The 26,694-nt window shown below is 49.4% G+C and carries 18 protein-coding genes; 13 read left to right on the forward strand and 5 right to left on the reverse strand.

The annotated features are described in order from the left end of the window. Positions 1-37 precede the first annotated feature (37 nt). Genes ABD028_RS01010 through ABD028_RS01025 form a run of 4 tightly spaced genes read left to right on the forward strand, consistent with a single transcriptional unit; the run spans position 38 to position 6,778 of the window. Positions 38-2,458, forward strand: coding sequence for a TonB-dependent receptor (locus ABD028_RS01010; RefSeq protein ID WP_343840663.1), 2,421 nt, complete (start codon positions 38-40; stop codon positions 2,456-2,458). A gap of 34 nt (positions 2,459-2,492) precedes the next feature. Beyond that, positions 2,493-3,905, forward strand: a complete 1,413-nt coding sequence (locus tag ABD028_RS01015) for a tetratricopeptide repeat-containing sulfotransferase family protein (protein ID WP_343840665.1) — start codon at positions 2,493-2,495, stop codon at positions 3,903-3,905. After that, complete coding sequence (locus tag ABD028_RS01020) at positions 3,899-5,584, forward strand: serine hydrolase domain-containing protein (RefSeq protein WP_343840667.1); 1,686 nt, start codon at positions 3,899-3,901, stop codon at positions 5,582-5,584. Before ABD028_RS01015 ends, ABD028_RS01020 begins: the two co-directional genes overlap by 7 nt. Positions 5,585-5,596: 12 nt before the next feature. After that, positions 5,597-6,778 carry an MFS transporter gene (locus ABD028_RS01025; RefSeq protein WP_343840669.1) on the forward strand — a complete coding sequence of 394 codons (1,182 nt, stop codon included), beginning with the start codon at positions 5,597-5,599 and terminating at the stop codon, positions 6,776-6,778. A 110-nt stretch (positions 6,779-6,888) separates the two neighbouring features. Here the strand turns inward: ABD028_RS01025 and ABD028_RS01030 are convergent, their stop codons facing one another. After that, on the reverse strand, positions 6,889-7,809 hold the full coding sequence (locus ABD028_RS01030) for a LysR family transcriptional regulator (protein WP_343840672.1): 921 nt from the start codon (positions 7,807-7,809) through the stop codon (positions 6,889-6,891). Positions 7,810-7,911: 102 nt separating this feature from the next. Between ABD028_RS01030 and ABD028_RS01035 the strand changes: the two genes are divergently transcribed. From ABD028_RS01035 to ABD028_RS01055, 5 genes are all read left to right on the forward strand, one after another. Then, positions 7,912-9,372, forward strand: coding sequence for an NAD-dependent succinate-semialdehyde dehydrogenase (locus ABD028_RS01035; protein ID WP_343840674.1), 1,461 nt, complete (start codon positions 7,912-7,914; stop codon positions 9,370-9,372). An 11-nt stretch (positions 9,373-9,383) separates the two neighbouring features. After that, positions 9,384-10,682 carry a 4-aminobutyrate--2-oxoglutarate transaminase gene (gene gabT, locus ABD028_RS01040; protein ID WP_343840676.1) on the forward strand — a complete coding sequence of 433 codons (1,299 nt, stop codon included), beginning with the start codon at positions 9,384-9,386 and terminating at the stop codon, positions 10,680-10,682. 539 nt (positions 10,683-11,221) lie between these two features. After that, a complete protein-coding gene (locus tag ABD028_RS01045; RefSeq protein WP_343840679.1) occupies positions 11,222-12,163 on the forward strand; it encodes a helix-turn-helix transcriptional regulator in 942 nt (313 codons plus the stop codon). A 34-nt stretch (positions 12,164-12,197) separates the two neighbouring features. Next, a complete protein-coding gene (locus tag ABD028_RS01050; protein WP_343840681.1) occupies positions 12,198-13,700 on the forward strand; it encodes a DUF2779 domain-containing protein in 1,503 nt (500 codons plus the stop codon). Between the two features lie 8 nt (positions 13,701-13,708). Then, positions 13,709-14,344 (forward strand): hypothetical protein, encoded by a 636-nt coding sequence (locus ABD028_RS01055; protein ID WP_343840684.1) that lies wholly within the window; start codon positions 13,709-13,711, stop codon positions 14,342-14,344. A 280-nt stretch (positions 14,345-14,624) separates the two neighbouring features. Here the strand turns inward: ABD028_RS01055 and ABD028_RS01060 are convergent, their stop codons facing one another. Next, a complete protein-coding gene (locus ABD028_RS01060; protein ID WP_343840686.1) occupies positions 14,625-16,826 on the reverse strand; it encodes an AAA family ATPase in 2,202 nt (733 codons plus the stop codon). A 171-nt stretch (positions 16,827-16,997) separates the two neighbouring features. On the opposite strand from ABD028_RS01060, the gene ABD028_RS01065 reads away from it, so the two are divergent. Together ABD028_RS01065 and ABD028_RS01070 are read left to right on the forward strand one after the other, a co-directional pair. Then, positions 16,998-19,115 (forward strand): DUF262 domain-containing protein, encoded by a 2,118-nt coding sequence (locus tag ABD028_RS01065; protein WP_343840688.1) that lies wholly within the window; start codon positions 16,998-17,000, stop codon positions 19,113-19,115. Positions 19,116-19,422: 307 nt separating this feature from the next. Continuing rightward, positions 19,423-19,845 (forward strand): PH domain-containing protein, encoded by a 423-nt coding sequence (locus tag ABD028_RS01070; protein ID WP_343840690.1) that lies wholly within the window; start codon positions 19,423-19,425, stop codon positions 19,843-19,845. Positions 19,846-20,459: 614 nt separating this feature from the next. Here ABD028_RS01070 and ABD028_RS01075 read toward each other — a convergent pair. From ABD028_RS01075 to hppD, 3 genes are read right to left on the reverse strand one after another with little or no spacing between them, the layout of a single operon-like run. Beyond that, positions 20,460-21,467: a fumarylacetoacetate hydrolase family protein gene (locus tag ABD028_RS01075; RefSeq protein ID WP_343840691.1), complete on the reverse strand. Its 1,008-nt coding sequence runs from the start codon at positions 21,465-21,467 to the stop codon at positions 20,460-20,462. Further along, the gene (locus ABD028_RS01080) at positions 21,464-22,012 is read right to left on the reverse strand and encodes a VOC family protein (RefSeq protein WP_102796505.1); all 549 of its coding nucleotides are present in this window, start codon (positions 22,010-22,012) and stop codon (positions 21,464-21,466) included. The genes ABD028_RS01075 and ABD028_RS01080 overlap by 4 nt, the downstream gene beginning before the upstream one ends. Before the next feature lie 22 nt (positions 22,013-22,034). Further along, entirely contained in the window at positions 22,035-23,123 is a 1,089-nt protein-coding gene (hppD, locus tag ABD028_RS01085) for a 4-hydroxyphenylpyruvate dioxygenase (RefSeq protein WP_343840743.1), read from the reverse strand. A gap of 126 nt (positions 23,124-23,249) precedes the next feature. Between hppD and ABD028_RS01090 the strand changes: the two genes are divergently transcribed. Further along, complete coding sequence (locus tag ABD028_RS01090; protein ID WP_343840695.1) at positions 23,250-23,699, forward strand: MarR family winged helix-turn-helix transcriptional regulator; 450 nt, start codon at positions 23,250-23,252, stop codon at positions 23,697-23,699. Between the two features lie 113 nt (positions 23,700-23,812). After that, positions 23,813-26,692 carry a TonB-dependent receptor domain-containing protein gene (locus ABD028_RS01095; protein ID WP_343840697.1) on the forward strand — a complete coding sequence of 960 codons (2,880 nt, stop codon included), beginning with the start codon at positions 23,813-23,815 and terminating at the stop codon, positions 26,690-26,692. Positions 26,693-26,694: the final 2 nt, after the last annotated feature.

Consider the following 26,694-nt stretch of genomic DNA (forward strand, 5'->3'; position numbering starts at 1 on the left):
ACTAGAACAAAAAAACATCCCTTGCCGGAGAAAAAAGATGCAACACCCCTCAGTAAAACTCCACAAGTTGTCTGGCGCCATTGCCAGTGCATTAATGCTGACCCCGTTCAGCCCCATGAGTCTGGCCCAGGAACAGGCCTCGCCCAATAAGGATGTGGAAGTCATTGAGGTTACGGCAAACAGGCGGGTACAGAACATTCAGGAAGTGCCTTACAACATATCGGCTATTTCCGGCGCTGAGCTGGAAAAAGAGAACATAGTGGATGCCAGCGAGATGATGCGTAATGTGGCCGGATTGTCGGTGGTAGATCGTGGCTACCGCAACTCTGGCAATGTCAACGGGGTGGTCATCCGCGGTGTAAACGTAGATGGGGCCACCAATGGAGATGTAGCCTTGTCTTCAGTGGCACCGGTGGCCACCTATATCAACGATACGCCGTTGTACGCAAATTTCATTCTTAAAGACATAGAGGCCGTAGAGGTGTTGCGCGGTCCACAAGGCACACTTTATGGCTCTGGCTCATTGGCAGGTACCGTACGCTACCGCATGAACCGTCCGCAAACCGACGAATTTAGCGGTCAGGTATCGGCCGCCTATGGCCAGACTAAAGGCTCTGACGGCAACAACCTGAATCTGGATCTGACTGTCAATGTGCCCCTTACCGAACGTCTGGCCCTGCGTGCCAATCTGGGCAAAATAGATAATGACGGCATTGTCGATTACGTCAATCTCTATCAGCTTAACGATGCCGGTGCGCCGGTGGCACAAAATGGCGATATTGCCACTGGCGGCCCACAGTTTACCAGTAAGAAAGACGCCGATACGGTAGACATTAACTATGGTCGGGTGTCAGTAGCTTTTGACCTGAACGAACGCTTTCATATTCTGCTTGCCCACCAGTGGCAGGATGATGACATTGGCGGGCGCCGTCAGGTAACCCGCGGAACGAACTGGGTGTCAGGCAGTGAACAGCGCTACGGTGAGTATGAAAATGGCGCAGTGCAATTGGAACCCTCCAGCCGGGATGTCGCCATGACCGCACTGGAAATGGAATGGGATCTTGGCTTTGCCACGCTCACCTCAAGTACCTCTGATTATTCGCACGAGGGCGATTCGGTCAGCGATAACAGTGGCTTTTACGCCAATCAGAACTGGTTTGCAGATCTTTACTATGGTTCTCCCCGTCCCATGGCCAAAGCCGTGCGTGGCTATCGCGATGAGGCATTTGTTCAGGAACTCCGCCTGGTGTCTAATCAGACCTGGAATGGTCTGGACTGGATAGTAGGTGCCTACTATATGGACCAGGACAGCTTTTCCTATCAGGACAGCTTTATGCCAGGTTACCAGGAATGGGCCTCAGCAGCTTTTGCCTGGTGGCCAACGATGGCGGATTACGGTATGGCTTTTACCGACCAGGACTTTCGCTATCGCCGTATGCAGAACTTTAAGGACAAAGCTCTGTTTGGTGAGCTGACCTACCATATGTCAGCCGATTTACGGGTCACTCTGGGTGTCCGTAGTTTCGACAGCGAATTCGTCAATGACACTGAATTGTCGCTGCCTATCTGGCCGGCGCTGGGCGCGGAACCCCGATTTGTAACGGATGAGAGCGACACGCTGTTCAAGCTCAATCTGGCCTATGATCTGGCCGACAAGCACATGGCTTACTTTACCCTGGCCGAAGGCTACCGCCGTGGCGGTGCCAATGCCGTGCCGCTGGAAGGTAGTTTGGCCGAGCGCCCCGAATGGCAACAGTATGATGCCGACAATGCCATTAACTATGAACTGGGCATCAAAGGCAGCCTGGGTGACAGTGGACATAACTATAACCTGTCGCTGTACCGCATAGACTGGGATGATCCACAGCTCAATACAGCTTCCACCTGGGGCTTCTTCACCGTGGCTAACGGTGACACGGCTCGCACCCAGGGGTTGGAGTTTGAACTGAAGGGCTATATTACTGACAGTCTGCGCTATGTACTTGGTTATGCCCATGTGGATGCCAAGTTAACCGGCGATTTCCTGGTGCCGTCATCGGTGGATGCTGAAGCGGCCACCCGTATCGCCGCCAGAGACGGTGACAGATTACCCTCCACACCGAAAAATATGCTGAGTTTGTCACTGGATCATACCTACAGGTTAAACGGCGACTGGTATCTGATTAGCGCCATTAACGGCTATTACCAGTCAGATTCCCTTAACTTCCTGGGCGATAGCCCACAGTTACAAGCAGAAATTGATGGTTTTTCCATCTGGAATGCCAGCGCCCGATTAAGCAGTGATAACTGGGATTTGGTGTTGTATGTGAAGAACCTGTTTAACGAAGAAGGCGTCACAGGCTTGTTGCCAGAAGCCTATATGGGCACCGACCCGGCCGAAAACTTCTATGGTAATGCGTCAAAGGATTATATATCACTGCCGCGCACCATCGGCCTGTCCGCCACTTACCGGTTCTGATAGGCTGAGTGGACCACCAATGTTGGACGTGAGTATGAGCAGCACTGCCAGCCCAGAAGTGTCTACTGAACAGCAAGGCCCGCACAGGGCCAATGAACTGCAAAGGGCCAGAATCTTGTATCAGGCCAATCAGTTTAACGCCCTGGATGACCTACTGGATAAGTTGGTTGCCATACCTTGCAGCTCAGCCACCGAATTGGCTGAACTTGCCTTTCTGGAAAATCTGCGCGGTCGCCTGCAAAGTGCGGAAAAACATTATCGCCAGGCTCTCACACTGGCTCCGCAGCAAGGGGGGCTGCACTTCAACCTGGCCACGGTGCTGCGCTATCAAGGCAAACTGAATGACGCAGAACAGCAACTTGAATTGGCTATTAGCCTTAATCCCCTGGATGCCGAAGCCCATTTGCTACTGAGCCAGCTGCGTACCCAAAATCCGGGTCATCAGCATATTCCCCGTTTGCAGCAGGTGTTGGCACAACCAAATCTAACGTCGCTGGCCAAGGCGCAGTTGCACTATGCCTTGGCCAAGGAGCAGGAAGATCTGGGTTTGCACGCACAAAGCTTCGCCTCGCTACGTGTCGGCGCCGCCCATAAACGGGGCAATATGCGTTACCAGGTGCAAGGGGATATCGACACTTTACAGCAGTTGCAAGCGACCTTTGACGCTGATTGGCTGACGAACACCGCAGATGGCTATGCCAGCCATGAACCGATATTTATTCTCGGTTTACCTCGCACCGGCTCTACTCTAGTGGAACGCATTCTTAGCGCCCACAGCGAAGTGCACAGTGCTGGGGAATTGAACAACTTTGCCTTAACCATGATGGCTCAGTGCCGCTCTGTGTACCAAAAACCGCCGACCAATAAGCAAGAATTAGTGGGAATGACAGCGGCCCTGGATATGCATATGCTGGGCAGGGCATACCTGCAAAGTACTCGCCCAGACACCGGAAAACATGCGCACTTTATAGACAAACTGCCACTTAATTCTTTGAACCTGGGTTTGATCGCCAAGGCGCTGCCCAACGCCAGACTGATTTATGTACGCCGTCACCCCATGGATAGTTGCTACGCTATCTATAAGCAACTATTCACCCAAGGCTACCCCTTTTCTTACGATTTAGGCGAACTGGCTAACTACTATATTGCTCATCACCAGTTAATGCAGCACTGGCAGACAGTGCTTGGGCAAAGACTCTATTGCCTTGACTATGAAGCTCTGGTGCATGAACCGCAAACACAGATTCAGGCCCTACTGAGCTATTGCCGGCTATCCTGGCAGGATAGTTGCCTGGCGTTCCATCAGCAACCTGAACCCAGCAAAACCGCCAGTGCCACCCAGATTCGCCAGCCGCTGTATCGCAGTTCGGTAGGCAACTGGCTGCATTACCAAAATGAGTTAGCTGAATTACGCCAAACCCTGCTCAAGGCAGGTATTGCATGCTAAGAGCAATGGTTTGGTTACTTTGCCTGTGCAATGGCTATGCCGTGGCTTTGCCACCGATGGCCGCCTGGTTGGCCGATCCCGATGGAATAGACAGCCATATTCAGGCGCCACTGAGTTATCAGCAGCTACTGGATAATAGGGCGAAACCAGGTAAAACAACGTCTCAGGGGATGATGTCACTACACCAGGCAAAGCCTGCCCGTCAATTGCTGCACAAGGGTCAGCCCGAGAAAAATGCCAGACAATTGCCCGCTATGCAGGCACGCTGGTATCTCACCAGCCAAGGGCAGGCATTGTCCTTGAATGCATCCATTCAAATACCAAACCAGGGCCGCTGGGACTATGTGATAGGAAATGGCCGCCATTGGCCCGTGCCTGACACTGACGATATTTATCTGGTTGCGCCCTTACATCTGATTGAGAAAAATCAGAACTGCGTACACAATGGTGTTTTAACCCTGCGCTTGCCAGAATCTGGCGGCACAGGCCGTTACTTTTATCAGATCAGCAGTGAAACCTGTGCCTACTACCAGGCAGATTTATGGGGCAGCGGCAAGCTCGATTGGCAGCCAATGTTGCAGCCCGACGCTGACGATGCGCAAAACGCTTTCCAACACTGGCAACAAACCGCGCCGTTGAGCCCGCAGCAATTTGCCAGGCTTTTTCCTGATGCCGATATCGACACACTCATGCTGAAGGACAAGGTCACGGATATCAGTATGCTGGGGTGGGTGCATCAGGGGCTACATGTACAGACTCATTGCCCCACCAGGGCAGGCAACTACCCATTTTGCCGACAATTGTTGCTGCCGTCTTATTCCACTGCCAAGTCGTTTATCGCTGGCAACGGGCTGATGTACCTTAACGCTTTGCATCCTGGCCTTAAAGACGCCCCGATAAGCCAATTTATTCCGCAGTGTAGCGCTCAGAGCTGGCAGGAGGTGACCTTGCAAGACCTGCTGAATATGCGCAGCGGCCACTTTCTTGCCACTGGCTATGGTGAAGACGAAGGTGCACCGCACAGCGCCAGATTCTTTGAGGCCATAACCCATAAGGACAAAATCACCTACGCTTGCGGACAGTTTCCGCGACAGGCTCAGCCGGGCGAGCAATTTGTGTATCACAGTTCAGATACCTATTTACTCGGTGCAGCGCTGCAAACCTTTGTAAAGCAACAGTACGGGCAGGAGCATGAGCTGATCCGTGATGTACTGTTTGCAGGCCTGTATCAGTCTTTATCCCTAAGCGAGGTAGCCAGGCACCACCGACACAGTCAAGGGCAACCCGCCATGCCATTTTTCGGTTATGGTAGCCTGCTCTACGTCGATGATTTATTGGCCATTGCCCGGTTTACCCAGCAGCAACAGTATGCAAGCAGACCACTGCTTGACCCCGTTATGCTGGCCCAGGCATTGCCCAGTCAGCAGGGCCGGGGGCTGGCTACCGGCTTTGACAAACTGGCTTACAGTCAGGGTTACTGGGCGCTGGATGTTAGTGCTGAGCTTGGTTGTCAAACGCCGACCTGGCTGGCGTTTATGTCGGGTTACGGCGGTATTACTGTGGTGCTGCTGCCGGACAACCGGCTGTTTTACTATTTCAGCGACGGTCAGGTTTTTAAATGGCTGAGCGCCATCGAAGCCTTGCACAGTCTGTCGTCTATTTGCCAGCAGGATGTTTAAGAGGTATCAATCATGAACAGCCAGGCTCTTACGTTGACCAAGTATCATGTGGCCCCAGCCGGGGCGCCGGCCAAAATATTCCTGGCCTTTTTGGCCACCGCTGGCATCTTCTACATCAATATTATGCCGGCACTGGTCAGCGGCCTGATCGATGACTTAGGTTTTAGCAATCAACAGGCGGGATACATCAGCTCCGCCAATCTGTATGGTGCCTCGCTCGGCGCATTGGCGGCAGTGGCTTTAGTCAGGCGCATTCACTGGAAACAGTGGAGTTTTGTTCTACTGCTAGGAATTCTGGTTCTCGACTTTGCCTCAATATATCTGACCCAGCCGGTTATGCTGGCCGCATTACGTTTCTTGCATGGCCTGGTAGGCGGCTTGTTAGTGGGCATTGGCTTCGCGGTGATTTCCCGTACCGGTGACGCAGACCGGGCCTTTGGCTATTTGCTGTTTATACAGTGGGGATTTGGCGGTCTTGGACTGATGTATCTGCCGGGTCTGGTGCCGGACTATGGCGTGGCGGTGTTGTTTTACGCACTGATGCTGTTTACTGCCGTTACCTTGCTGATGCTGCCGTTTTTACCTGATTTTGCCATTGCACAGACTCGCCCAGCATCAACCGGTGAATTTCGCCCGGGTAAGGCATTACTGCTAACCCTCACAGCAATTTTCCTGTTTCAGGCTGCTAATATGGGCCTGTTTGCCTATGTTATCGGCCTTGGCCGAAACAAAGGGTTGACTCTGGAATACATCAGCCCGGCTCTGGCACTGGCCAGTTGGATTGCCCTGGCAGGTTCGGCATTGGTGATAGCCCTTGGCACCAAACACGGTCGAACCAGGCCACTGCTGATAGGTATTCTGATTACCGCACTGGCCACCTGGTTACTGCATTACAGCGGCTATCACTGGGTATATGGTGGTTTCAATATTCTAATTGGCATAACCTGGGCCTTTGCTCTGCCGTATTTGTTTGGCATGTGCTCGGAACTGGATCCCAGCGGCAAGCTGGCGGCACTAGGTGGATTTTGTTCCAAGATGGGTCTGGCCAGTGGACCTTTGGTAGCAGGCATACTACTGGGTGAAAATAATTATACTGCCGTTATCAATGCCGCCGCGGTTGGCCTGTTGCTGTGTGCAGCAGCAGCCATCTGGCCAGCCAGGGGGCTGGATAGTGCCAGTCGCAAACCTGACTAGGGATTGTTTATTTTTCAAGTATAGGTTTTAGCCGGTTTACAACGCAGGGCGACAGGTATAATGGGCACAAGCCAAAGGGTGCAACACGTAGGCAAGTTCACTGAACTGCGTTAGCTGTGCACGGCTTGCCAGATACGCATAAAAGCGGACACTTTGTCCTGCTCCCGAGCAGCCTGACGGGTTACCAGGCTGTATTCAACATCATAAAAACGCTTGTGTGGCTGAATAGCCCGTAGCTTGCCTTGTGCCAGCCAGGGCGCAGCATAGTCGGCAGGGAAAAAGCCCAGATAACCACCGGATTGCACCAGTGCCATACGGGCATCGAAATGATAGGCCCGTGCAGCGCGGTTTAACTGGTTAAGCTGCTCACGCCCCTGGGCGTTTACCTCGACTCCCGGATACACCACCGGATAATCCCTGACCTGCTGATCGGAAATCTGCTGTTCGGTCAGAGCAAATAACGGGTGTCCAGCCGCGCAATACAAAAACAGCGGTTGATGATAGACCTGCTGGTATTGCAAGCCTTCAATCTGACGGTAACCCGGAAACAAACCGATATGACACTGATCTTTAAGCAGCATTTGCTCAATACTGTTAATACCGTTTACATCCACGACCACATGCAGTTTTGGTTGTTCCTTTTGTAATGTGCCCAACACCGTCGCCAGACGAATCTGTGGCGATAGTGCCACTTCGTCACTGCATTGAATAACCAGCTCGCCGCTAATTTCGCCCGCCACTGTGGCCACTGTGGTGGCGAATCTATCCAGCGATGCAAACAGCATAGTCGCAGCGTCATACACCTGTTGCCCCGCACTGGTCAGGCAAAAGCCAGCCCGACCGCGGTTACAAAGCTTCAGACCCAGGCGTTGTTCCAGATTGCCCATATGCACACTAATGGTGGAACGGGACAAATTCAGTTCGGATTCTGCCGCGGAAAAACCACCGCATTGCACCACAGTGCGAAACACCCTCAGCAGGCGTAAATCATATTCGCTAACAGGTTTGGGCAGCACCGGTGACTTATACATACAATGTTTGAATTACTTAAACCTTAATTTTGATAGTTTAATATTTATCTGCATAAAAGTTCAGGGCTAAATACAGTGAATTTGTTTAGCTGACCAAGACTTATGCTGACCTTACAAGACCCGACATTGTTAAAAACTCAAAGTTACCTAAACGGAAGCTGGCATGATGCCAGCGCCTACTTCAGTGTGCACAACCCGGCTGATGGCAGTCTACTGGCCGAGGTAGCCGATGGTGGCGTTGAACACTGTCAGTTGGCCATAGCAGCGGCCAGTCAAAGCCAGGCTGACTGGGCCGCCCGGCCCGCCGCCGAGCGGGCGCGTTTGCTGCGCCGCTGGTTTGAGCTGCTGCTGAACCATCAGGAAGATCTGGCCCGTTTAATGACTGCTGAGCAAGGTAAGCCGCTGGCCGAGGCTCGCGCCGAGGTGGTGTACGGCGCGTCTTATATCGAGTGGTTTGCCGAAGAAGCCAAGCGCCTGTATGGCGATACCATACCCGCTCCATCCGGCGATAAGCGCCTGTTGGTCATTCGCCAACCGGTGGGGGTAGTAGCCGCCATTACGCCCTGGAATTTTCCCAATGCCATGATTACCCGTAAGGCCGCTCCGGCCCTGGCCGCTGGCTGCAGTATTGTGGTGCGTCCAGCGGAGCTAACGCCGTTGTCGGCATTGGCACTGGCTGAACTAGCTAATCGTGCTGGCATTCCCGCCGGCGTTTTTAATGTGGTAACCGGCGCTGATGCCAAAGCCATGGGCGAAGTGCTAACCCGCCATCCGGCGGTCAACAAATTTTCCTTTACCGGCTCCACGGCGGTGGGCAAACAACTGATTAGCCAATGTGCCGATAGCGTCAAACGGGTTTCTATGGAGCTCGGTGGCAACGCCCCTTTTATTGTGTTTAGCGACGCGGATCTGGACGCCGCAGTCGCTGGTGCCATCGCCAGTAAATTCCGTAACGCCGGTCAAACCTGCGTATGTGCCAACCGTTTGCTGGTACAGCAAGATATCTATACCGAATTTGCCAATAAACTGGTGTCGGCCGTGCACAAGCTGCAACTGGGCAGGGGCGATAAGGAAGGCGTGCATGTCGGCCCCATGATCCATGCCCGTGCCGCTGCGCGGGTCAATCAACTGGTGCAAGATGCCCTGGCACAAGGTGCAACCTGCCTGACAGGCGGACCGAGGACAGATTTAGGTGACAACTATGTTGCCCCGACCATACTCTGTGGTGTCAGCAATCAGATGGCGGTGGCACAGCAGGAGATTTTTGGTCCGGTGGCACCGCTGATTGCATTTAACGATGAAGCCGAGGCTATTGCTTTGGCCAATGACACCGAGATGGGGCTGGCAGCTTACTGCTACACCCGCGATATTGGTCGCGCCTTGCGTATGGGCGAACGTTTGGCTTACGGTATGGTAGGCCTGAATGAAGGAATTATTTCCAATGTGGCTGCGCCTTTTGGTGGCATTAAGGCCTCAGGCAATGGTCGCGAGGGCTCCAAATACGGTTTGGACGAATATACTGAAATCAAGTACCTATGCCTGGGTGGCATAGAACAGTTTTAAAGGACATTATCATGACCCGCAATGCACAACTTCAGGCCAGAAAAGAACAGGTCATCGCCCGTGGCCAGGGCAACCTTTACCCCATTTATGTGAAAAAGGCCCTCAACGCCGAGCTATGGGACGAAGACGGCCAGCGTTATATCGACTTCGGCACCGGTATTGCGGTGTGCAATACCGGCCATAACCACCCTAAAGTCAGCGCAGCGGCCAAGGCCCAGATCGATGACTTTTCCCATAGCTGTGTGATGATCAACCCTTACGAAGAAGCCGTGGCTCTGGCCGAACAACTTGTGAGCCATACCCCTGGTCCCTCTGCCAAGAAGACCATTTTTGTTACCACCGGCGCCGAAGCGGTGGAAAATTGTATTAAGATTGCCCGCGCCCATACCGGTCGTCGTGGGGTGATTGCTTTTAATGGCGGCTTTCACGGCCGTACCAATCTGGCCATGGCCCTGACCGGTAAGGTCAGCCCGTATAAATACCAGTTCGGCCCCTTTCCTGCCGATATTTACCATGTGCCCTTCCCCACCGCTTTGCATGGTATCAGTGAAATCGACAGCCTAAAGGCCATTGAAACCCTGTTTAAAGTGGCCATTTCCCCCACAGATGTGGCCGCCATTATTATCGAGCCGGTACAGGGTGAAGGGGGCTTTTATATGGCCTCGACCGCCTTTTTACAGGCGCTGCGTCAGCTTTGTGACCAGCACGGTATTGTGCTGATTCTGGACGAAATTCAGACCGGCTTTGGCCGTACCGGCAGTATGTTCTGTCATCAACAGGCCGGCATTGAGGCGGATTTAATGACAGCTGCCAAAGGTATTGCCGGCGGATACCCGCTGGCCGCTGTGGTGGGCAAGGCAGATATTATGGATGCACCACTACCCGGCGGCCTGGGTGGCACCTATGGTGGTTCACCGGTTGGCTGTGCCGCAGCCCTGGCAGTACTGGATGTACTTGAAGAAGAACGGCTGATTGAACGGGCTAACTGGATCGGTGAGCAGTTTAAGGCACGCCTGCATGCCCTGCAGGGTGAGTTTCCCCAACTGGTTGGCGAGGTCAGGGTCAAAGGCGCGATGGTAGCCCTGGAACTGGTGAAAAACGGCGATGCCCACCAACCCAATATAGATCTGACCAAAGCCTTGGTAGCCAATGCACCGGCCCATGGGCTGATTCTGCTGTCCTGCGGCTTTTACGCCAATGTGATCCGTTTCCTGCCAGCCCTGACCATCCCTGAGGCGCATTTGCAGGAAGGCCTGGATGCGTTTGACAAACTGTTCAGGGAACTGGCTGTAGCGGCGTTGGCGGCTTAGACGTTGGTTTTAACTACGAAAAGCACAATGTTGAGGAAAGGCCAGGGGCACTGCCCCTGTGCCCCTGACTAGATATCGGCTTTATCTGGCTTGAACCACAACAGCCGCAGATTCCTTTACATGCTATTGCGCAAAAGCCTCTTCAGGGTTAATCAGACACTGTTCTACAAGTGTCGTTTTGTTAGCACGATTCATGGCAAGATGAAGAAGGCTAACGTCCATATTGGTCATGCCATCCATCTCACTTCAGTCAATATTTTGTGATCTGTTCTACTGAAACGTGTTTTGATGTTGTGATAATGCCCACACCCGGTATTTCTCTTACTCAGGTGCGTTGACACTTTGCTTCTATTTAATGAATTTACCTTAACGTTATGCCAACCCTATCCTCTTGCTTATGACAACGTATCCACCTTGATACATTGTCTGGTTAGCTGAGAGGAAGGTTTTTCTACTCTATTAACCGTTGCCTGCCAGCTTACCATTGTTTATGTTGAGGCGATGTGCGGTTTAAAAGTTATAAATAGAAAGGAAGGTGAATGCCTGCCGCCAATAAAGATTCTCTAATTCGTTTATTAACCATGATGCAGATGATCCCTTTATACCCTCGATGGATAACGGCTAAATCATTGCATCAAGGGCTTGCCGATCAAGGATATGATGTAACCAAAAGAACTATCGAGCGAGATCTTAATCGTTTTTCCACCATACTGGGATTGGTCTCTGTAGACTCGCCAGAGGGCAATAAGTGGTCATATTCACGGGATACACAAGTATCCTTTCTGCCAGCCTTGTCGAATGCAGAAGCCTTGTCACTTAAAATGGTTCAACAGCATTTGAATCATCACCTTCCGCCATTTTTGTTTACTAACATGCAAGCCATGTTCAGCAAGGCTGAAAGGGTGCTACAGGACAGCCACAACCTTAGTCACTGGGTGTTTAAAGTAGCCGTCGTCCCCCCCGGGATCCCTATCCGGCCGCATCAGGACGACCCCAATGTTATCGCTACTTTATATCGTGGGCTGTTGGAAAATCGGAAAGTTAAAATCCGCTACCGCAATCAAAAGCAAGACTACAGCGTTTCATTGCTGGGATTGATTGTACGTGACAATAAACTGGTATTTGTGTGTTACTACGAAGGATTTAAAGACACCCGTATGATACTGGCCCATCGTGTACGCTCAGCTGAATTAGAAGATGAGAAACACAGCGAAGCGTTCGACCTGCAGCAGTATGCCCAATCAGGTCAGCCGGGTAGTGCTATCACCAACGAAGACATCACTCTTGAAATGGAAGTAAGGGGGTATGTTAAATTGTTGCTGAGCGAATCAACCATTGGCAAGCACCAGTCAATGCAAACCAAAGATGAATGCTGGTCGTCAGTCAGTGTGATGTTGCCTTACACTCGAGAGTTAGAGCATTGGCTGATGTCCCATATTAATGACATTAAGATAATCGGACCACAAAGTCTAAAACAGTGAATCCTGAAAGCCTTGACGGAAGGGCTTGAGCAAAATGCCTAAACCTAACCTGTCAAAATCCAAAGTCATGGCATACCGGCAATGTCCCAAAAGATTGTGGTTGCAGATTCATAAGTCTGATGTCGCCCAGGTGTCAGCTCAGTCTAAGGCGAGCTTTGCAACAGGTAATCAGGTGGGAAACATTGCGATTCAACTATATGACCCAGACAACCTGCAGCAAATCCTAGATCCTTTTACCGATGGCTGGGAATCGGCAATGGATACAACTCAGGAGTGGATAAAGGGCAAGCATCCTATCTTTGAAGGCACTTTTGCGATAGATGGGGCATTGGCGCTGGCCGATGTATTGAAACGGGATGGATCCACTCGCAGCAAACAGTGGCATATGGTGGAAGTGAAGTCTGCCACTTCAGTAAAAGATATCCATATCGAAGATACTGCCTTTCAGTACTTTGTGGTGAGTCGAAGTGGCGTCAAGCTTTCCGGGGTAAGCCTCGCCTGTATCGATAGCAATTGGACCTACGCCCGTGAAGGGGATTATCGGGGCTTGCTAAAAGAACACGACTTAACGGAACAGGCCAGAGCACTGCAAGGCGATGTCGAGGTTTGGTTGGCTGACGCCCACCGCGTTGCCCGACAACGCAAAGAGCCCGATGTGAACATGGGCAATCAATGTAATAAGCCTTACGAATGCGAATTTAAAGCTTATTGCAGCAGGCATATCGAACAGCCTGAATTTCCAGTGGAGTGGCTTCCAAGACGTTCGGGAAAACTTAAAGCCTTTATTGAAGAAAATCAGATTTCTGATATGCGTGAGGTGCCAGATCACATGCTGAACGGTAAGCAGATTTTGGTTAAAGAGTGCACGGTAGATAACGAATATTTTCTGGATGAGGAAGGGGCACAGCAGGCCCTCAGCCAGTGCCGCTATCCACTGTATTTTCTGGATTTTGAAACCATTAACTTTGGTGTGCCGCGCTGGGTGGGTACCCGCCCTTACCAACAAATCCCCTTTCAATATAGCCTGCACAAGATTTCTGATAACGGCGCAACCACTCATAAAGAGTTTTTGGATTTATCCGGCAATGACCCGAGTTTGCCATTTGCAGAGCAACTGATTAAAGACTGCGGCAAGCGAGGCTCTATTCTGGTGTACAACCAGGCCTTTGAGAAAAAACGTATTGAAGAGTTGTCAGAAGGTTTCCCACATCTGGCGGAAGAACTGCTGGCATTGAATACGCGGGTGGTTGACCTACTGCCTGTTTGCCAGAATTTTTATTACCACCCCGAACAGCATGGCAGCTGGAGCATTAAAAAGGTATTGCCTAATATGGTGCCGGAACTAAATTATGCTGAACTGGACGGTGTGCAACATGGTGGCGCCGCCATGGAAGCCTTTGTCGAAGCTATCCATCCAGAAACCAGTGACGAGCGAAAACAGGAGTTGGATAGTCAACTACGCGAATACTGTAAACTTGACACTTGGGCCATGGTAAGGATTTGGGAATATATTACCCTAACTCAATTGATTGAATAGGAAGTACTATGCAACGCGCCACAAAAGGCAACTTAAAAAATATAATCATAGATGCTATTTTAAGTTCAGCTGATGAGTATTATGAAATGGCAGGTGTGCCAATCTATAAGGCTCCAGAATATTTTTTAAATGTAAATGTAGCTAAAACAATTGCAGAACAGTTCCCAAAAGTTGGTTACAGACTGGAAATGCAAGTTAAAGAACTTATGTCTCTTTTCGATATTTCAGATAAAGAAGTCTTGAACCCAGATTTACTTAGATTCTCAGGAAACTTCGATTTACTTTTAATCTCCAGGGATAATCTAAAACCGCGGCATGTAATTGAGCTTAAAAGGCACCTAGGGCGGCGTGCAATGAAAATAGAAGCCAGGCGCATCGCCGCCTTGTGCATCCAAAATCATTTTAGAAAGCAGCTAAAGACAGGATTTATAGTAACAATCAGTAGGATCAAGAGCAAAACCTCCAGGGCCATTCCTGCGGATGAAAAGATTGAATCTCGTATAGATGATGTTCAAGATGAGATTGCTAACTTGGGAAACTTTTCAGTTTCTGGATTATATTACCATTGTAAAAATGGTGAATATGGGTATGGAGAGCATGAATCTCTATTGGTATCCGTAATTGAGATAAAACTTTTGGAATAATTTCATTTCAAACCTATTTAAGTTGTTAGTGAACAATAATGTATTGTGTTATCTGTCTGAATTATTATTTCAGATGATTTTTCTGAGGAGTTTAAATTATGCAGAAAAATAGTTAAAAAGGTTTTTACTTTCAAGTTAAAGCCATTCACCAGTAAGTACTGGCAGACTGAAATTTCGATGGATTTATTCCATCTAGACAAATGAACCGTGACTTTATGCTAACGGGGAGGTGCGAGCTCTGCCCAACGCCTTCCCTTAGCACTAGATTAATTACCCTACCTTAGTGCACAAAACCAATAGGGCGGCTCATGCCTTTGACCTTGTAACTATGCTCCTTAGCCAGCAATTCCAAACAGATACCAACGCTTCGTTGCCCGGTTAGGCTGCTTTTACGCTTAATCACTGAAAAATCACCGGGAGTGAGCCTGGGCATTGTTTGCAACTTTGCCATAGCCGACCTGGGTAGTGATTTACATCCCGACACCTCAAGTAGCAAGATTGCAGCCTGGTCAGGTGTCAGATAGTCAAACTCCAGTTTAAAATCAAAGCGTCTGGCCATAGCCCGGTCGAGCCGCTGCTCAAAATTGGTTGAAGCGATTAAAATGCCCTGAAAACACTCTATTTGCGTCAGCAGCTCGTTGACCTGGGATGTTTCCCAACTGCGTTGATGCAAACTTCTGTCTGTCAGCAAGCTGTCAGCTTCATCCAACAGTAAAATGGCGCTTTCCCGAGTGGCCTTTCTAAACACCTCAGCAATGTTTTGCTCTGTTCCTCCGACATACGGATCCAACAAATCCGACGCTCTGGTGTGGTGCAAAGGCATCTCTATCAGGCCAGATAAATAATAAGCAAAGCCGGTTTTGCCAGTGCCCGGTGGACCAAAAAGTAATAATCGTCCTTGTTTGGAGCGTGCCAACATTTGCTGAATATCTACCAAACGGTCCCCTTTTAAATTGGTTAATTCGGGTCGGTAGGTGGTTTCTGACACATATCCGCTTTTTTCCAAGTTCTCCCCCAGAGGCTGCAATTGCCCTTCCAATAACGCTTCTATACAAGACTGCGCTTGTTCTTGGCGGTATCCGAGGGCTGAGGCAACTTTAGCCGCGGAAGCAATATGGCCCTGGGTTAACGCCCCATGTGATGCAAGCCTGTCGCAAAATACCTGTGCCACTTTTAACTTGCCCAATTGTTTTCGATACATCTTAGCCTTTTGGGACATAGTGGGAGGATCCACTTTTACTACCATATCGAAACGGCGCAGCAATGACGGTTCAATGTGCTGGATCCAATTGGTGATCCAGATGGTGGGAACCACTGAATCTTCCAGCAACTCGTTAAGCTGTATTTTGGAACTTACATCTCCCAATAACGTTTTTTCAAAGATGTCCTCGCATTCATCGACGCAGAGCATGGTATTGTCGACCCTGGACAATATCTTTTGAGCCAATCTAACTTTGCTGGTGCGCGAAGGCTTTCTTCCACTCAGGTCATTTTCTAAATTGTCCACACTAAATAAGTTTCCGTTTGCGTGCTTAGCAACGAGTCGAGAGAGTTGAGTCTTTCCCGTCCCCGGAGGACCGTAGAGTAAGATATTGACACCTCGCTCCCTTTTTTTCAGGCAAATAGCGAGATAATTGATTACTGGATCGATTTCGAGGTGGGCATAATGGCCTTTGTTTAGATGGCACTTGGGGTTACGGGATACCACTGCATTTAATAAGCTATCTGCAGTTAGTAGCCCATTGCATAGTAGAAGCTCCCTGATCGTATAGTCTATATCCAAGTCTAGGTACGCAATCCGTGGCAGCACGATTGTCCCCAGTACACCATTTTCGTTAAATGCCTTGACAAAGGAAGTAGCTGGTTGCTTTAACATACGAGCAAGCCCTGACGTACCATGCTTGTCTGTATCGATAAGCATATCGGTGAATCGACAATAGTCGCCGTCTAACTGCCGGGCAAGAGCGAATTCAAGCAGCGCAGACTCTGCGTCATTCAAATTCAGCAACTCTGCCAACCTAGCGAGATTCTTTGCGATTTGAAGTGGATAAGGTATAGCCTCAGCCAGAGTAATAACAGTATAAACCAGCCAATCCCATTGCAGACTTTGTACGTCCGCTAACTCACTGAAGCCTTTTACTATTCCTCTGAATCTGGGCTTGAAGATAGACTCCAACCAGTCAAAAACATCGTTATTTCGTCTACTGACTATCAGCCACTGACGGCGTACCCAAGGTTGAGTCACTATCCTCGACAATATATGAAATTGGAACTGCGTGGTGATATTGGTATCAAGTAAGTATTTTGCTGCCGTCTCTGGAGTAAACCAGCTTTGCCAATCTTCCAATAATACTCTGCCAACCCGCATCTGTTTATGGAAGGTAGACTCAAAATCCCGGATTTGCTCAAACGGAGAGATATCGGATTCTTCGCATCTCGCTTCCAACTGTTGAGTTTCTTTCAATGTAGTTTTATGGCCCATCTATACCTCCAGACTGTTGCTTGGAAGCTAAATCATGTGCCGAAATTGCGACATAATGCGTCGCCATATAGATTGATAAATGCGAATGTTACCATAATGGGCTGTTGCTCCAGCAATAGAGCTTATGCGCATAGCTTCAGGAAACCGTTTAGAGGATTGTGTGGTAACTTAATGGTTCATAAAGCATTTTTCGACAGAGAAGCATATATGTCTGGTATCAAACTTATTGATAACACTAACTTGATTACTGTTCTATTGCCGGACTGGTGTGGTGCGTTAGGGGAAGATATCTATTTACCTTTGATACAACGAAATTTTGTCTGGAAACCAGAACAGATCGCTTATTTATGGGACAGCATTTTACGAGGTTTCCCGCTGGGAAACTTGATGGTTGTGCCGATTGAGCAAGAAACAAAGGTTAAGTGCAATTCAGAATATCAGTCTGTCAGCAGTGGTTGGCTGCTTCTGGACGGCCAGCAACGCTCCAGAGCCATTGCGGGTGGATATAAGTTCTCCGAGGATAATGGTTTCAGGGTTTGGGTGGGGTTGAATTCCGAGCCTGCAAATCCGAAGCTGAAATTCGATATCAGGGTAACCACTCGGCAGCACCCCTTTGGGTTTGACCCTTTGTTTAGACCTCTGAGTATGTCACACCGATCTGCTGCCTATTCTTACTTTGAAGAGCAATACAAGGGTGAGAAGTCTGCTTCACTAGGACTGAATGTGACAACGCCGTTTTCAGCTCAAGGGCATGAGTATCTTCCACTGGATGTATATTTTGACAGTGAGAGGACGCACGAGGAACTAATACCTTTCACTCTGAAAGAAGCTCTTGAGGGAGTTAAAGCTTACCAACTGGTGGCTCTGTCTGTCAGTACAGATGTGTTAAACGCACCAGTTGAAGTAGGTACAAGACAAGACTCAAAGCCCGAAGATAGTAACTTACCTGTTGAACTGCTGTTCGAGCGAATTGGCAGCGGTGGTACGCGTTTATCTAATGAAGACTATGCCTATTCATTAATTAAACAGCGCATGCCCGATGCACACAAAGTGGTCGAAAATGTGCTTAAACAGTCGGATTTACAGGAATTCTTTTCCCCTCTGTCACTCATCAGCATCGCATTGCGGTTATCTTGTAGTTTTTGTGGCGAGGGTGGAAAGGATATTGATGATGTGCATTATTCAAAAAGTAACATTTTCAAGATTATTGAAAACAATGCCAACAGCAGGTTTATCCAAGAACAGGTTGTGCAAGCCGGACGGTTAACCACGCTCCTAGAGTCATTGATCGAATCTCTTATGCATACAAATAGTAACGCCAATGGATTACCGGTCTACTTGCTGAAGGCTTTACCGATTTCGTTTTGGCAACTGATGATATGTTGGATTTGGCAACAGCCTAACAAACATCTGTTGGAAAGTAAGGAGCAACTAATTGGGTTTGCGTTGTTGTGGTTGTTCTATTCACCCAATACGAAGATGGCACGGAAAATTACACGCCATATCATCAAAGATATAAGGACTAACCCTGTTCGCTCCGCTGATTGGCTTGGCGAACAGTTTTGTCTGTATTGTCTCGATCTTTCCGTTAACAACATTACCCCAAAAGCGGGTCTGATTACGCCTGAAATATTTCGCAGTAGCGTGATTACACTGGCGAATCAAGAGGAACCTATCCTAAAAAACCGTAATTTTAGAATTCAGAATCTCAAGAATCAATTTAATGACGAGCGAAGTCAAATTGCTGCGGGTGAATGTTTGTCCCATTTTTGGAGCAACAGAAAGTTACTTATTTGGTTTCAGCGAAAATATTTACGCGAAATAAATAAGCAAAGAGCAGTCAAGATTTCGGAACATATTACACCTTATGACTATGATCATATTGTTCCCCAGAACTATTGGGCAAGAGGCAATACCAGCAGAGGAAAACAGCTGCAGCAGACAAACTTCTACAGTTGGAAACTTCAACACAATGCCCATACCGATTTAGGTAATAGTATTGGCAATTATCAATTGCTGAGCTTTGCCGACAACCGCGTAAAACAAGATAAAGACTATCAACGTTTTATCGCTGACTTTGCAGGTGATAAAGCTCGGGATTTATGCATCGAGCCCAATGTTGGGGCGTTATTCGGGGAAACGCCAGGTAAGCATAATAATTATGAATGGAATTCTGATTCGGTAAAGGCGTATCAGAGTGCTATTGAGCATAGAATAGTCGACCTGTATACCCAGTTTTACCAGTTTATCGCAGACGTTGGCCTCACTTCCACATTGATTGACACCTAAGCTAGACAGATGAAGCAATTATAGGGGAACAGAGCGATGACATTGAGCATACACAACGCAGACAACTGGGCATTGAGGATGTTTGGCAAAGCCGAGCTGAAGGATAAACGCAGAACATGAAGGTTGATAGACGTGACAACCCGGCAGGCGTAGTAAATGGGGTAGTCTGTTACCCCCCTTTGCCCGATTGGTTCAATACACAGTCTGCGATGCGCAACAACACAGATGAAAAAAATAATGCATCATTTTTGTTATTGCAATGTTAACGCCGTCGGGATAGTGTAGAAGAAAACAAGGAATGTTATTTATGAATCAAACCTATAGTTCCAAGGTGGATATTCTTTTTGCTCTAATTTTAATTTTTTCGCTTTTTATTTCTCTTAGAGGTTTGTCATCTTTAGGCTTATCTCTTCAGTTGAACCAATCTTTTATTCCAAAGATAGTGTTGTTACTTTTTGGTATTATTCTACCGCTATCAATATTGTTTTTTACCAACTACAAAGTCGAAGGAGAGCAACTAATTGTTCGGTCCTCAATCTTTAAATGGAATATACCTATAAATTCTATAGAAAAAATAGAGAAGGAAAAGAACTTAGTTGCTTCACCAGCACTTTCCATAGAACTAATCTCTATTAAAGCTAAAGACAAACACATCCTAATTTCACCCAAAGAAGAAGATGAGTTCATTAAAAATCTAATAAGCATCAATGAGAAAATCGTTGTGAAATAAAACAATTAAAAATGAAAATAATTTAAAACAATAAAAAATGAAAATAATTTAAAACAATAAAAAAGGAAACATTCTTGGGTTGTGCTATTTTAATCATCGCAAGAATACACTTATTAATTTAGATGCATAAGAGGTTGATGATGGAAACATTCACTTTTATGGCTTCCTTTATTCTGGTATTTGTCGCTATACCCGGCCTGGTTGTATATCGGCAGCATAAGAGTATTGAAAAAACGGCTCGCTGGATTATTGTATTTCTAGCACTGCCAATAATCGGGATTTTGGTCTATATCTACTTAAACAAAAAACAGTAATTTCTGTTAAGTTTTTTGACTAAGCTTATGATGGCTGCTCTCCTGCAGCCGCCATAAATACCTACCAATTATGCAGATTGGTGACACTAGACAATTCTTACAGAGTAATCATTTAGTGTCTGTATAACGGAGTCATCGCAAACTTCACTTCGTGTCTTTCGTGGTCTTCGTGGTCTTCGTGGTCTTCGTGGTAAATTCTGTTATCCATATTCTAATAACCAGAAAAACAAAAAGCGCCAACCAGGGCGCTTTGCTTAGCCGATGCATCAATAAGCATAGATCGGCAATGTAAAGTCGGGCTTATGCCTGCTGCACAACCTGATCAATACAACCAAATATAGACTGACCGTTCTGGTCCAGCATCTCAATGCGGATACTGTTGCCAAAGTCCATAAAAGGCGTACTGGGCTGACCTTGCTGAATGGTTTCAATCATACGAATTTCAGCAATACAGCTATAACCGACACCGCCTTCTGCTACAGGTTTACCTGGGCCATCATTGAGTTTATTCGATACCGTACCGGAACCGATAATGGTGCCGGCCACCAGCGGACGGGTTTTAGCGGCATGGGCAATTAACTGGCCAAAGTGAAAGGTCATATCCACTCCGGCATTAGGCTTACCAAACAGCTCTCCATTTAAATGGCTGATCAGCGGCAAATGCAGTTTGCCGGCTTGCCAGGCACCACCCAGCTCGTCCAGCGTTACGCATACCGGTGAAAAGGCACTGGAAGGTTTGGACTGGTAAAAACCAAAGCCTTTGGCCAGTTCCGCCGGAATCAGACCACGTAGCGACACATCGTTAACCAGCATCACCAGGCGGATATAGGACAACGCCTGCTCGGCCGAAACACCCATGGGCACGTCATCAACAATCACTGCGACTTCGGCTTCAAAGTCGATACCAAAACCTTCACTTTGCGGCATCAGCACTGGGGCATGAGGGGCAAGGAAGGTATCTGAGCCGCCCTGGTAAATCAGCGGGTCGGTCCAGAAAGTATCAGGCATCTCGGCATTACGCGCCTTACGCACCAACTCAACGTGGTTCACGTAAGCACTGCCGTCGGCCCAATGATATGCACGAGGCAGTGGCGATGCGCAGTCTGCCTGATTAAAGGGTTCGCCGCTCACATCACCCTGTTCCAGGGCCTGATAGCGTTCGCGCAGCGGCGCTTCCAGCTCGGCCCAGTTGTCCAGGGCAAATTGCAGCGTCGGCGCGATATCTGAGACTGACAGCATACGGCTCAGATCTTTGCTGACCAGTACCAACTTACCGTCACGAGCGGATTTCAGACTGGCCAGCTTCATTGCTGACCTCCTGGAAATTCACCTTCGCCGTGCAGCCAGGCGGCGTGTTTAGGCGCCTTTTTGGTTTGTGCCCATTCGTCCAACATGGCCGGAGCAACGCGTTTCAGCTCTTCCAGCATACCGGGTTTGGCGGTATTGGCCGCCAGTTCAATCCGGTGACCATTAGGATCAAAGAAGTAGATGGACTTAAAGATGGTGTGCTCTGTAGGGCCCAGCACCTTTAAACCGGCATTTTCCAGACGCTGTTTAGCGGCCAGCAACTCATCCATTGAGGCCACTTCAAACGCAATATGCTGTACCCAGGCCGGGGTATTCTGATCGCGATCCATATCCGGCGAGTTTGGCAGCTCAAAGAATGCCAACACATTGCCCTGACCGGCATCCAGAAACACATGCATATAAGGGTCCGGGGCCTTGGTGGAAGGCACTTCGTTTTCAGCGATGGCCAGCAGAAAGTCCATATCCAGCAGGTCGCGGTAAAATTCCACGGTCTGCTTGGCATCCTTGCAGCGGTACGCTACGTGGTGAATGCGTTGAATTTTCATCGTTACTCCTTATGCCGTTGCCTTATGCTTTTTCTTTGGCTGAGCTGCCGACCACGCCACGGGCGACCTGGTCACGTTCAATGGATTCAAACAGCGCCTTGAAGTTACCTTCACCGAAGCCTTCGTCTTCTTTACGCTGAATAAACTCAAAAAATACCGGCCCCAGTACAGTTTCAGAGAAGATTTGCAGTAACAAACGTGGGTTGCCACCGTCGGTGGTGCCGTCCAACAAAATACCGCGGGCCTGCAACTGGTCTACCGGCTCACCATGGCCTGGCAGACGTTCTTCCAGCATCTCGTAGTAAGTGGCCGGTGGCGCGGTCATAAACTTCACACCTTTGGCTTTTAGCTTGTCCCAGCAGGCCAACAGGTCGTCACAGGCAAAGGCAATATGCTGAATACCTTCGCCGTTGTATTTCATCAGGAACTCTTCAATCTGACCACCAGCGCTGGCTTCTTCATTGAGCGGAATACGAATTTTGCCGTCAGGGGCCGTCATGGCCTTGGACAGCAAACCTGTGTACTCGCCCTTGATATCGAAATAACGAATTTCACGGAAGTTGAACAGATTTGTGTAGTAGTCGGCCCAGTACTGCATACGACCACGGTAAACGTTGTGGGTGAGGTGATCCAGAGTATGGAAGCCACAACCTTCAGGGTGACGATCCACACCTTCAATCCAGTTAAAGTCAATATCGTAAATCGTCTGACCTTCTTTGTAGCGATCAATCAGGTACAAGGTAGCCCCGCCAATCCCCTTAATGGCTGGCAGGCGTAATTCCATGGCACCGGTCTGAGTATCGACTGGCTGCGCACCCTTTTTCAGTGCGGCTGCATAGGCTTTTTGCGAGTCTTTTACTCTGAACGCCATACCACAGGCTGACGGTCCATGCTCAATGGCATAGTAGTGGGCATGACTTTTAGGTTCATAGTTGGTGATAAAGTTAATGTCGCCCTGACGCCACAGCTCCACATCCTTCGACTTATGACGCGCTACCAGGGTGAAGCCCATGGCTTCAAAAATGGGCTCCAGCACACCTTTCTGCGGTGCGGTAAACTCGACAAACTCGAAACCGTCCAAGCCCATCGGGTTCTCAAACAAATCCGCCATTTCAATCCCCTTATTTACTCTTTGCTGCATTTTGGGCAACCTTTGACACAATGTTACCCAAGTGTTTTGTTTCAGTTGAAAGCATGTTAGTTTCAATTGAAACCATTGACAATGGCGGAGCCGAACTTGCCCTGTAAACCAAACTCTCCACTGCTGTTGCAGCGTTTCCTGCCTTACAGACTGACGACGTTGTCCAATAAAATCTCTCAGGCTTTGGCCGCGCAGTACAGCGAGCGTTTTGATTTAAGCATTCCCGAATGGCGCATAGTGGCGGTACTTGGTGAGGGGGTGGCACTGTCTGCAGCCGAGATTGTGCAGCGTACTGCAATGGACAAAGTGGCCGTTTCCAGAGCCGTTAAAAAGCTGTTGGAAAAGGGTCGACTGGAAAAAAATCAGGACACTAATGACAACCGTCGCTTCGCATTATCATTGTCAGAAGCAGGTAAAACCCTTTATGAAGAGGTAGTCCCCATTGCCCTGGACTACGAAAAACGCCTGATTGCGCAGCTCAACCATGAAGAAATCGACAATATGGACAAACTGTTTAACCACCTGGACAGTGTGATCCTGAAATAGCGCCGGTAGTTTGCCCCAAAACCGGGCATTGACTGCTGCCTGTCAGCAAAAAACTCACGCCTTGCAAAATATGCCATAGAATTTGAAAAGGGCATAAAAGGGCGAGAATCCTGATGACTTGCAGAGCTGATAATCCTAGCGGCCGGTTTTTAGCCTTAACCGGGTTATTGCACAAACACAGTATCACCAACCCTATGCAGCGAGCCTGCATACTGGCCGCGATGCTGTTACCACCACCAGCCCTGTCACAAGAAACGCCTGAGTCTGGCGCAGAATCGCAACAAATAGAACGTATCAGCATCACCGGCTCACACCTGCGTCGGCGCGGCGCCGATGCGCCCATTCCCACTACCGTGCTTGGGGCTGACTATATCGACAAAAAAGGCATCACCAGTATCGGCGATATGATGATCGAGTTACCCGCCATCAATGCTGGCATTAATGGCCAGAATAACAATCTGAACATGGGCAATGCCGGTTTAAATCTGTTAAACCTGCGCGCCCTTGGTTATACCCGTACGCTGGTGTTGGTCAATGGCCGTCGGCATGTGGGTAGTCAGGCCGGAAATACAGCGGTAGATGTTTCGACCTTATCCCCAGCCCTGATAGAGCGGGTGGAAACCATTACCGGTGGTGCATCGGCGGTATACGGTGCAGACGCGGTGTCCGGGGTGGTGAACTTTATCACCAAACAGCAAATGGACGGCCTGCAACTGGACGGTCAGATAGGCGCAGCCGAGCATGGTGCCGCTGAAGATATGAGTGTCAGCATTACCGCCGGTAGCGGCTTTAACCAGGATAAAGGCCAGTTGCTTCTGCATCTGAACTACGCCAAAAACAATGGCCACCTGGCCAGCGATCGTGACTTTTCAAAAACTAACCTGACCTTTCAGGATACCGATAACGACGGTGTGTTTGAGGCATATAACGACAACGTTATCCGCGTGCAAGGTCCCACCGGCGTCACCATTGGGCCAGTACCCGGTGGCCTGGTAGCCTGGACCCGTGATGGCAACTTCACTGATCCCAGTGGCAATCCTATTTTCGGCTTTGCCAGCCAACAGGGCGGCATTGGCCTGCGCACTGCTGATTACGCGCAGCCGCGCCCGGCCACCCAGCGAGTCATCTTTAATGGCCGCATGGATTACGCCTTGTCACCCAGCATGTACAGTTTTTTTGATGCCAAATACGCTCTCACCCGAGCCGAGATCCATGGGCAACCTGCGTATTTCGCCTCCTTTGGTAACTTTGCCAGACCGGCAGATATCTATATCGATAATCCTTATCTGCACCCGGATGTGGTGGCCTATATGCAATCCCAGGGCTTAGCCAGTCTGCGGGTGGAAAAAGCCAGTGAAGAACTGGGTCTGATCGATTTTGATAATCGCCGCCATGTACTGCAGTTGGTTACCTGTCTGGAAGGGGACATCGGCGATGACTGGAACTGGTCGGTTGCTTATCAGTATGGTCGCAGTGAAGGCGATGAAGACGGCCTGGATCGCGATGAAGCACGCGCCCAACAAGCCATCGATGTGATTCGTGACGAGCAGGGGGTGATTCGCTGTCGCGACCAAAGTAACGGCTGCGCACCAATGAACTTGTTTGGCCGCCAAACCCTGTCAGAGGATGTCATCGGCTTTATGATGTTCCGGGATACCGACAAAAATACCCTGACTCAAAAAGTGTTTAGCGCGCGAATCAGCGGCGAAGCCTTTACCCTGCCTGCCGGTCGCCTCGGCCTGGCGGCAGGCCTGGAGTATCGCCAGGAACATAGCGAGTTCAGCCCGTCGCAAGCCCACCAGCTGGGCAGTACCTATCGCACCAACTCAGGCGCCTTGCTAGCCAGCCGCGGTGAATACGATGTAAAGGAGGCGTATATTGAAACCCTGGTGCCCCTGCTACAAGACAAGCCCTGGGCCAATCAGTTAAGCCTGGAGGCGGCGCTGCGGCGTTCGGATTATTCCCTGGCTGGCACCTCTTCGGCTTGGAAGCTGGGATTGAGCTGGGAACCGGTGCAGGATCTTAAGTTACGCTTCAATCGTTCAAAGTCAGTGCGCGCCGCCAATATTGCCGAAATGTTCCAGCCACAGCAGCCGGGCTTTGCCTTTGTGGAAGATCCCTGCCATTTCGAAAACCTTACATTGGGCGCAAGTCCGGCTAATCGGCAGGCCAATTGTCTGGCCCTGGGCTTAAGCACAGACTTTCAATCAGAAGCCGAAACCTCGGTACGTACGGTGCTGACCTCCGGCAGTCGGGACTTAACGCCAGAAACCGCGCTGACCACCACCCTGGGGCTGGTCTACACCCCATCCTGGCTAAACAACCTGACTCTATCCGTAGACAACTGGGAGATTAACATTGCAGATGCCATTCAGGCATTCAGCGCCAACAATATCCTGAATAACTGTGTGGATCTGTCCTCAGTGGATAACGAGTTTTGTCGGCTGGTCAGCCGCGACGCCGAAGGGCAAATTAGCAACATCAGCGTCAAGCAAATCAATATTGCCAATTTTAACGCGGCAGGACTGGACCTGGAGGCGCACTATCAGTGGCAATGGGGCGACGGACAAATGGCACTGAATGTGCTAGCCACCTATTTACGCAACAAGGATTATTACGAAACCCCACAAGCCCAGGTACCACTGCGTCAGGCCGGTAATCTGGAAAATCCCCAATGGCAGGGTATGGCCATGCTTTCATATCAGACAGGTGCCTGGAATCTGAGCCTGCACAGCCGCTATGTTGGTTCGTCACAAGTGGATGCGGCAGAACAAAACCCCAGCTACCACCGCCAGATCCCAAGCTATTTGTTGCATTCAATGCAGCTCGGCTATCAATTCCAATCAGACCTGCAACTTTACCTGGGAATCAATAATCTGCTGGATGAAGAACCCCCGCGCCGCGCCGAAGTGTATTCCGGACAGGGCGTGGCTGGCAGTTTTTATGATACGGTTGGCCGTTTTGCCTACCTTGGTGCCAGATATCAGTTCTGATA

This window comes from Bowmanella denitrificans (genome assembly GCF_039522935.1).
In the GTDB taxonomy this organism is placed as follows: domain Bacteria; phylum Pseudomonadota; class Gammaproteobacteria; order Enterobacterales; family Alteromonadaceae; genus Bowmanella; species Bowmanella denitrificans.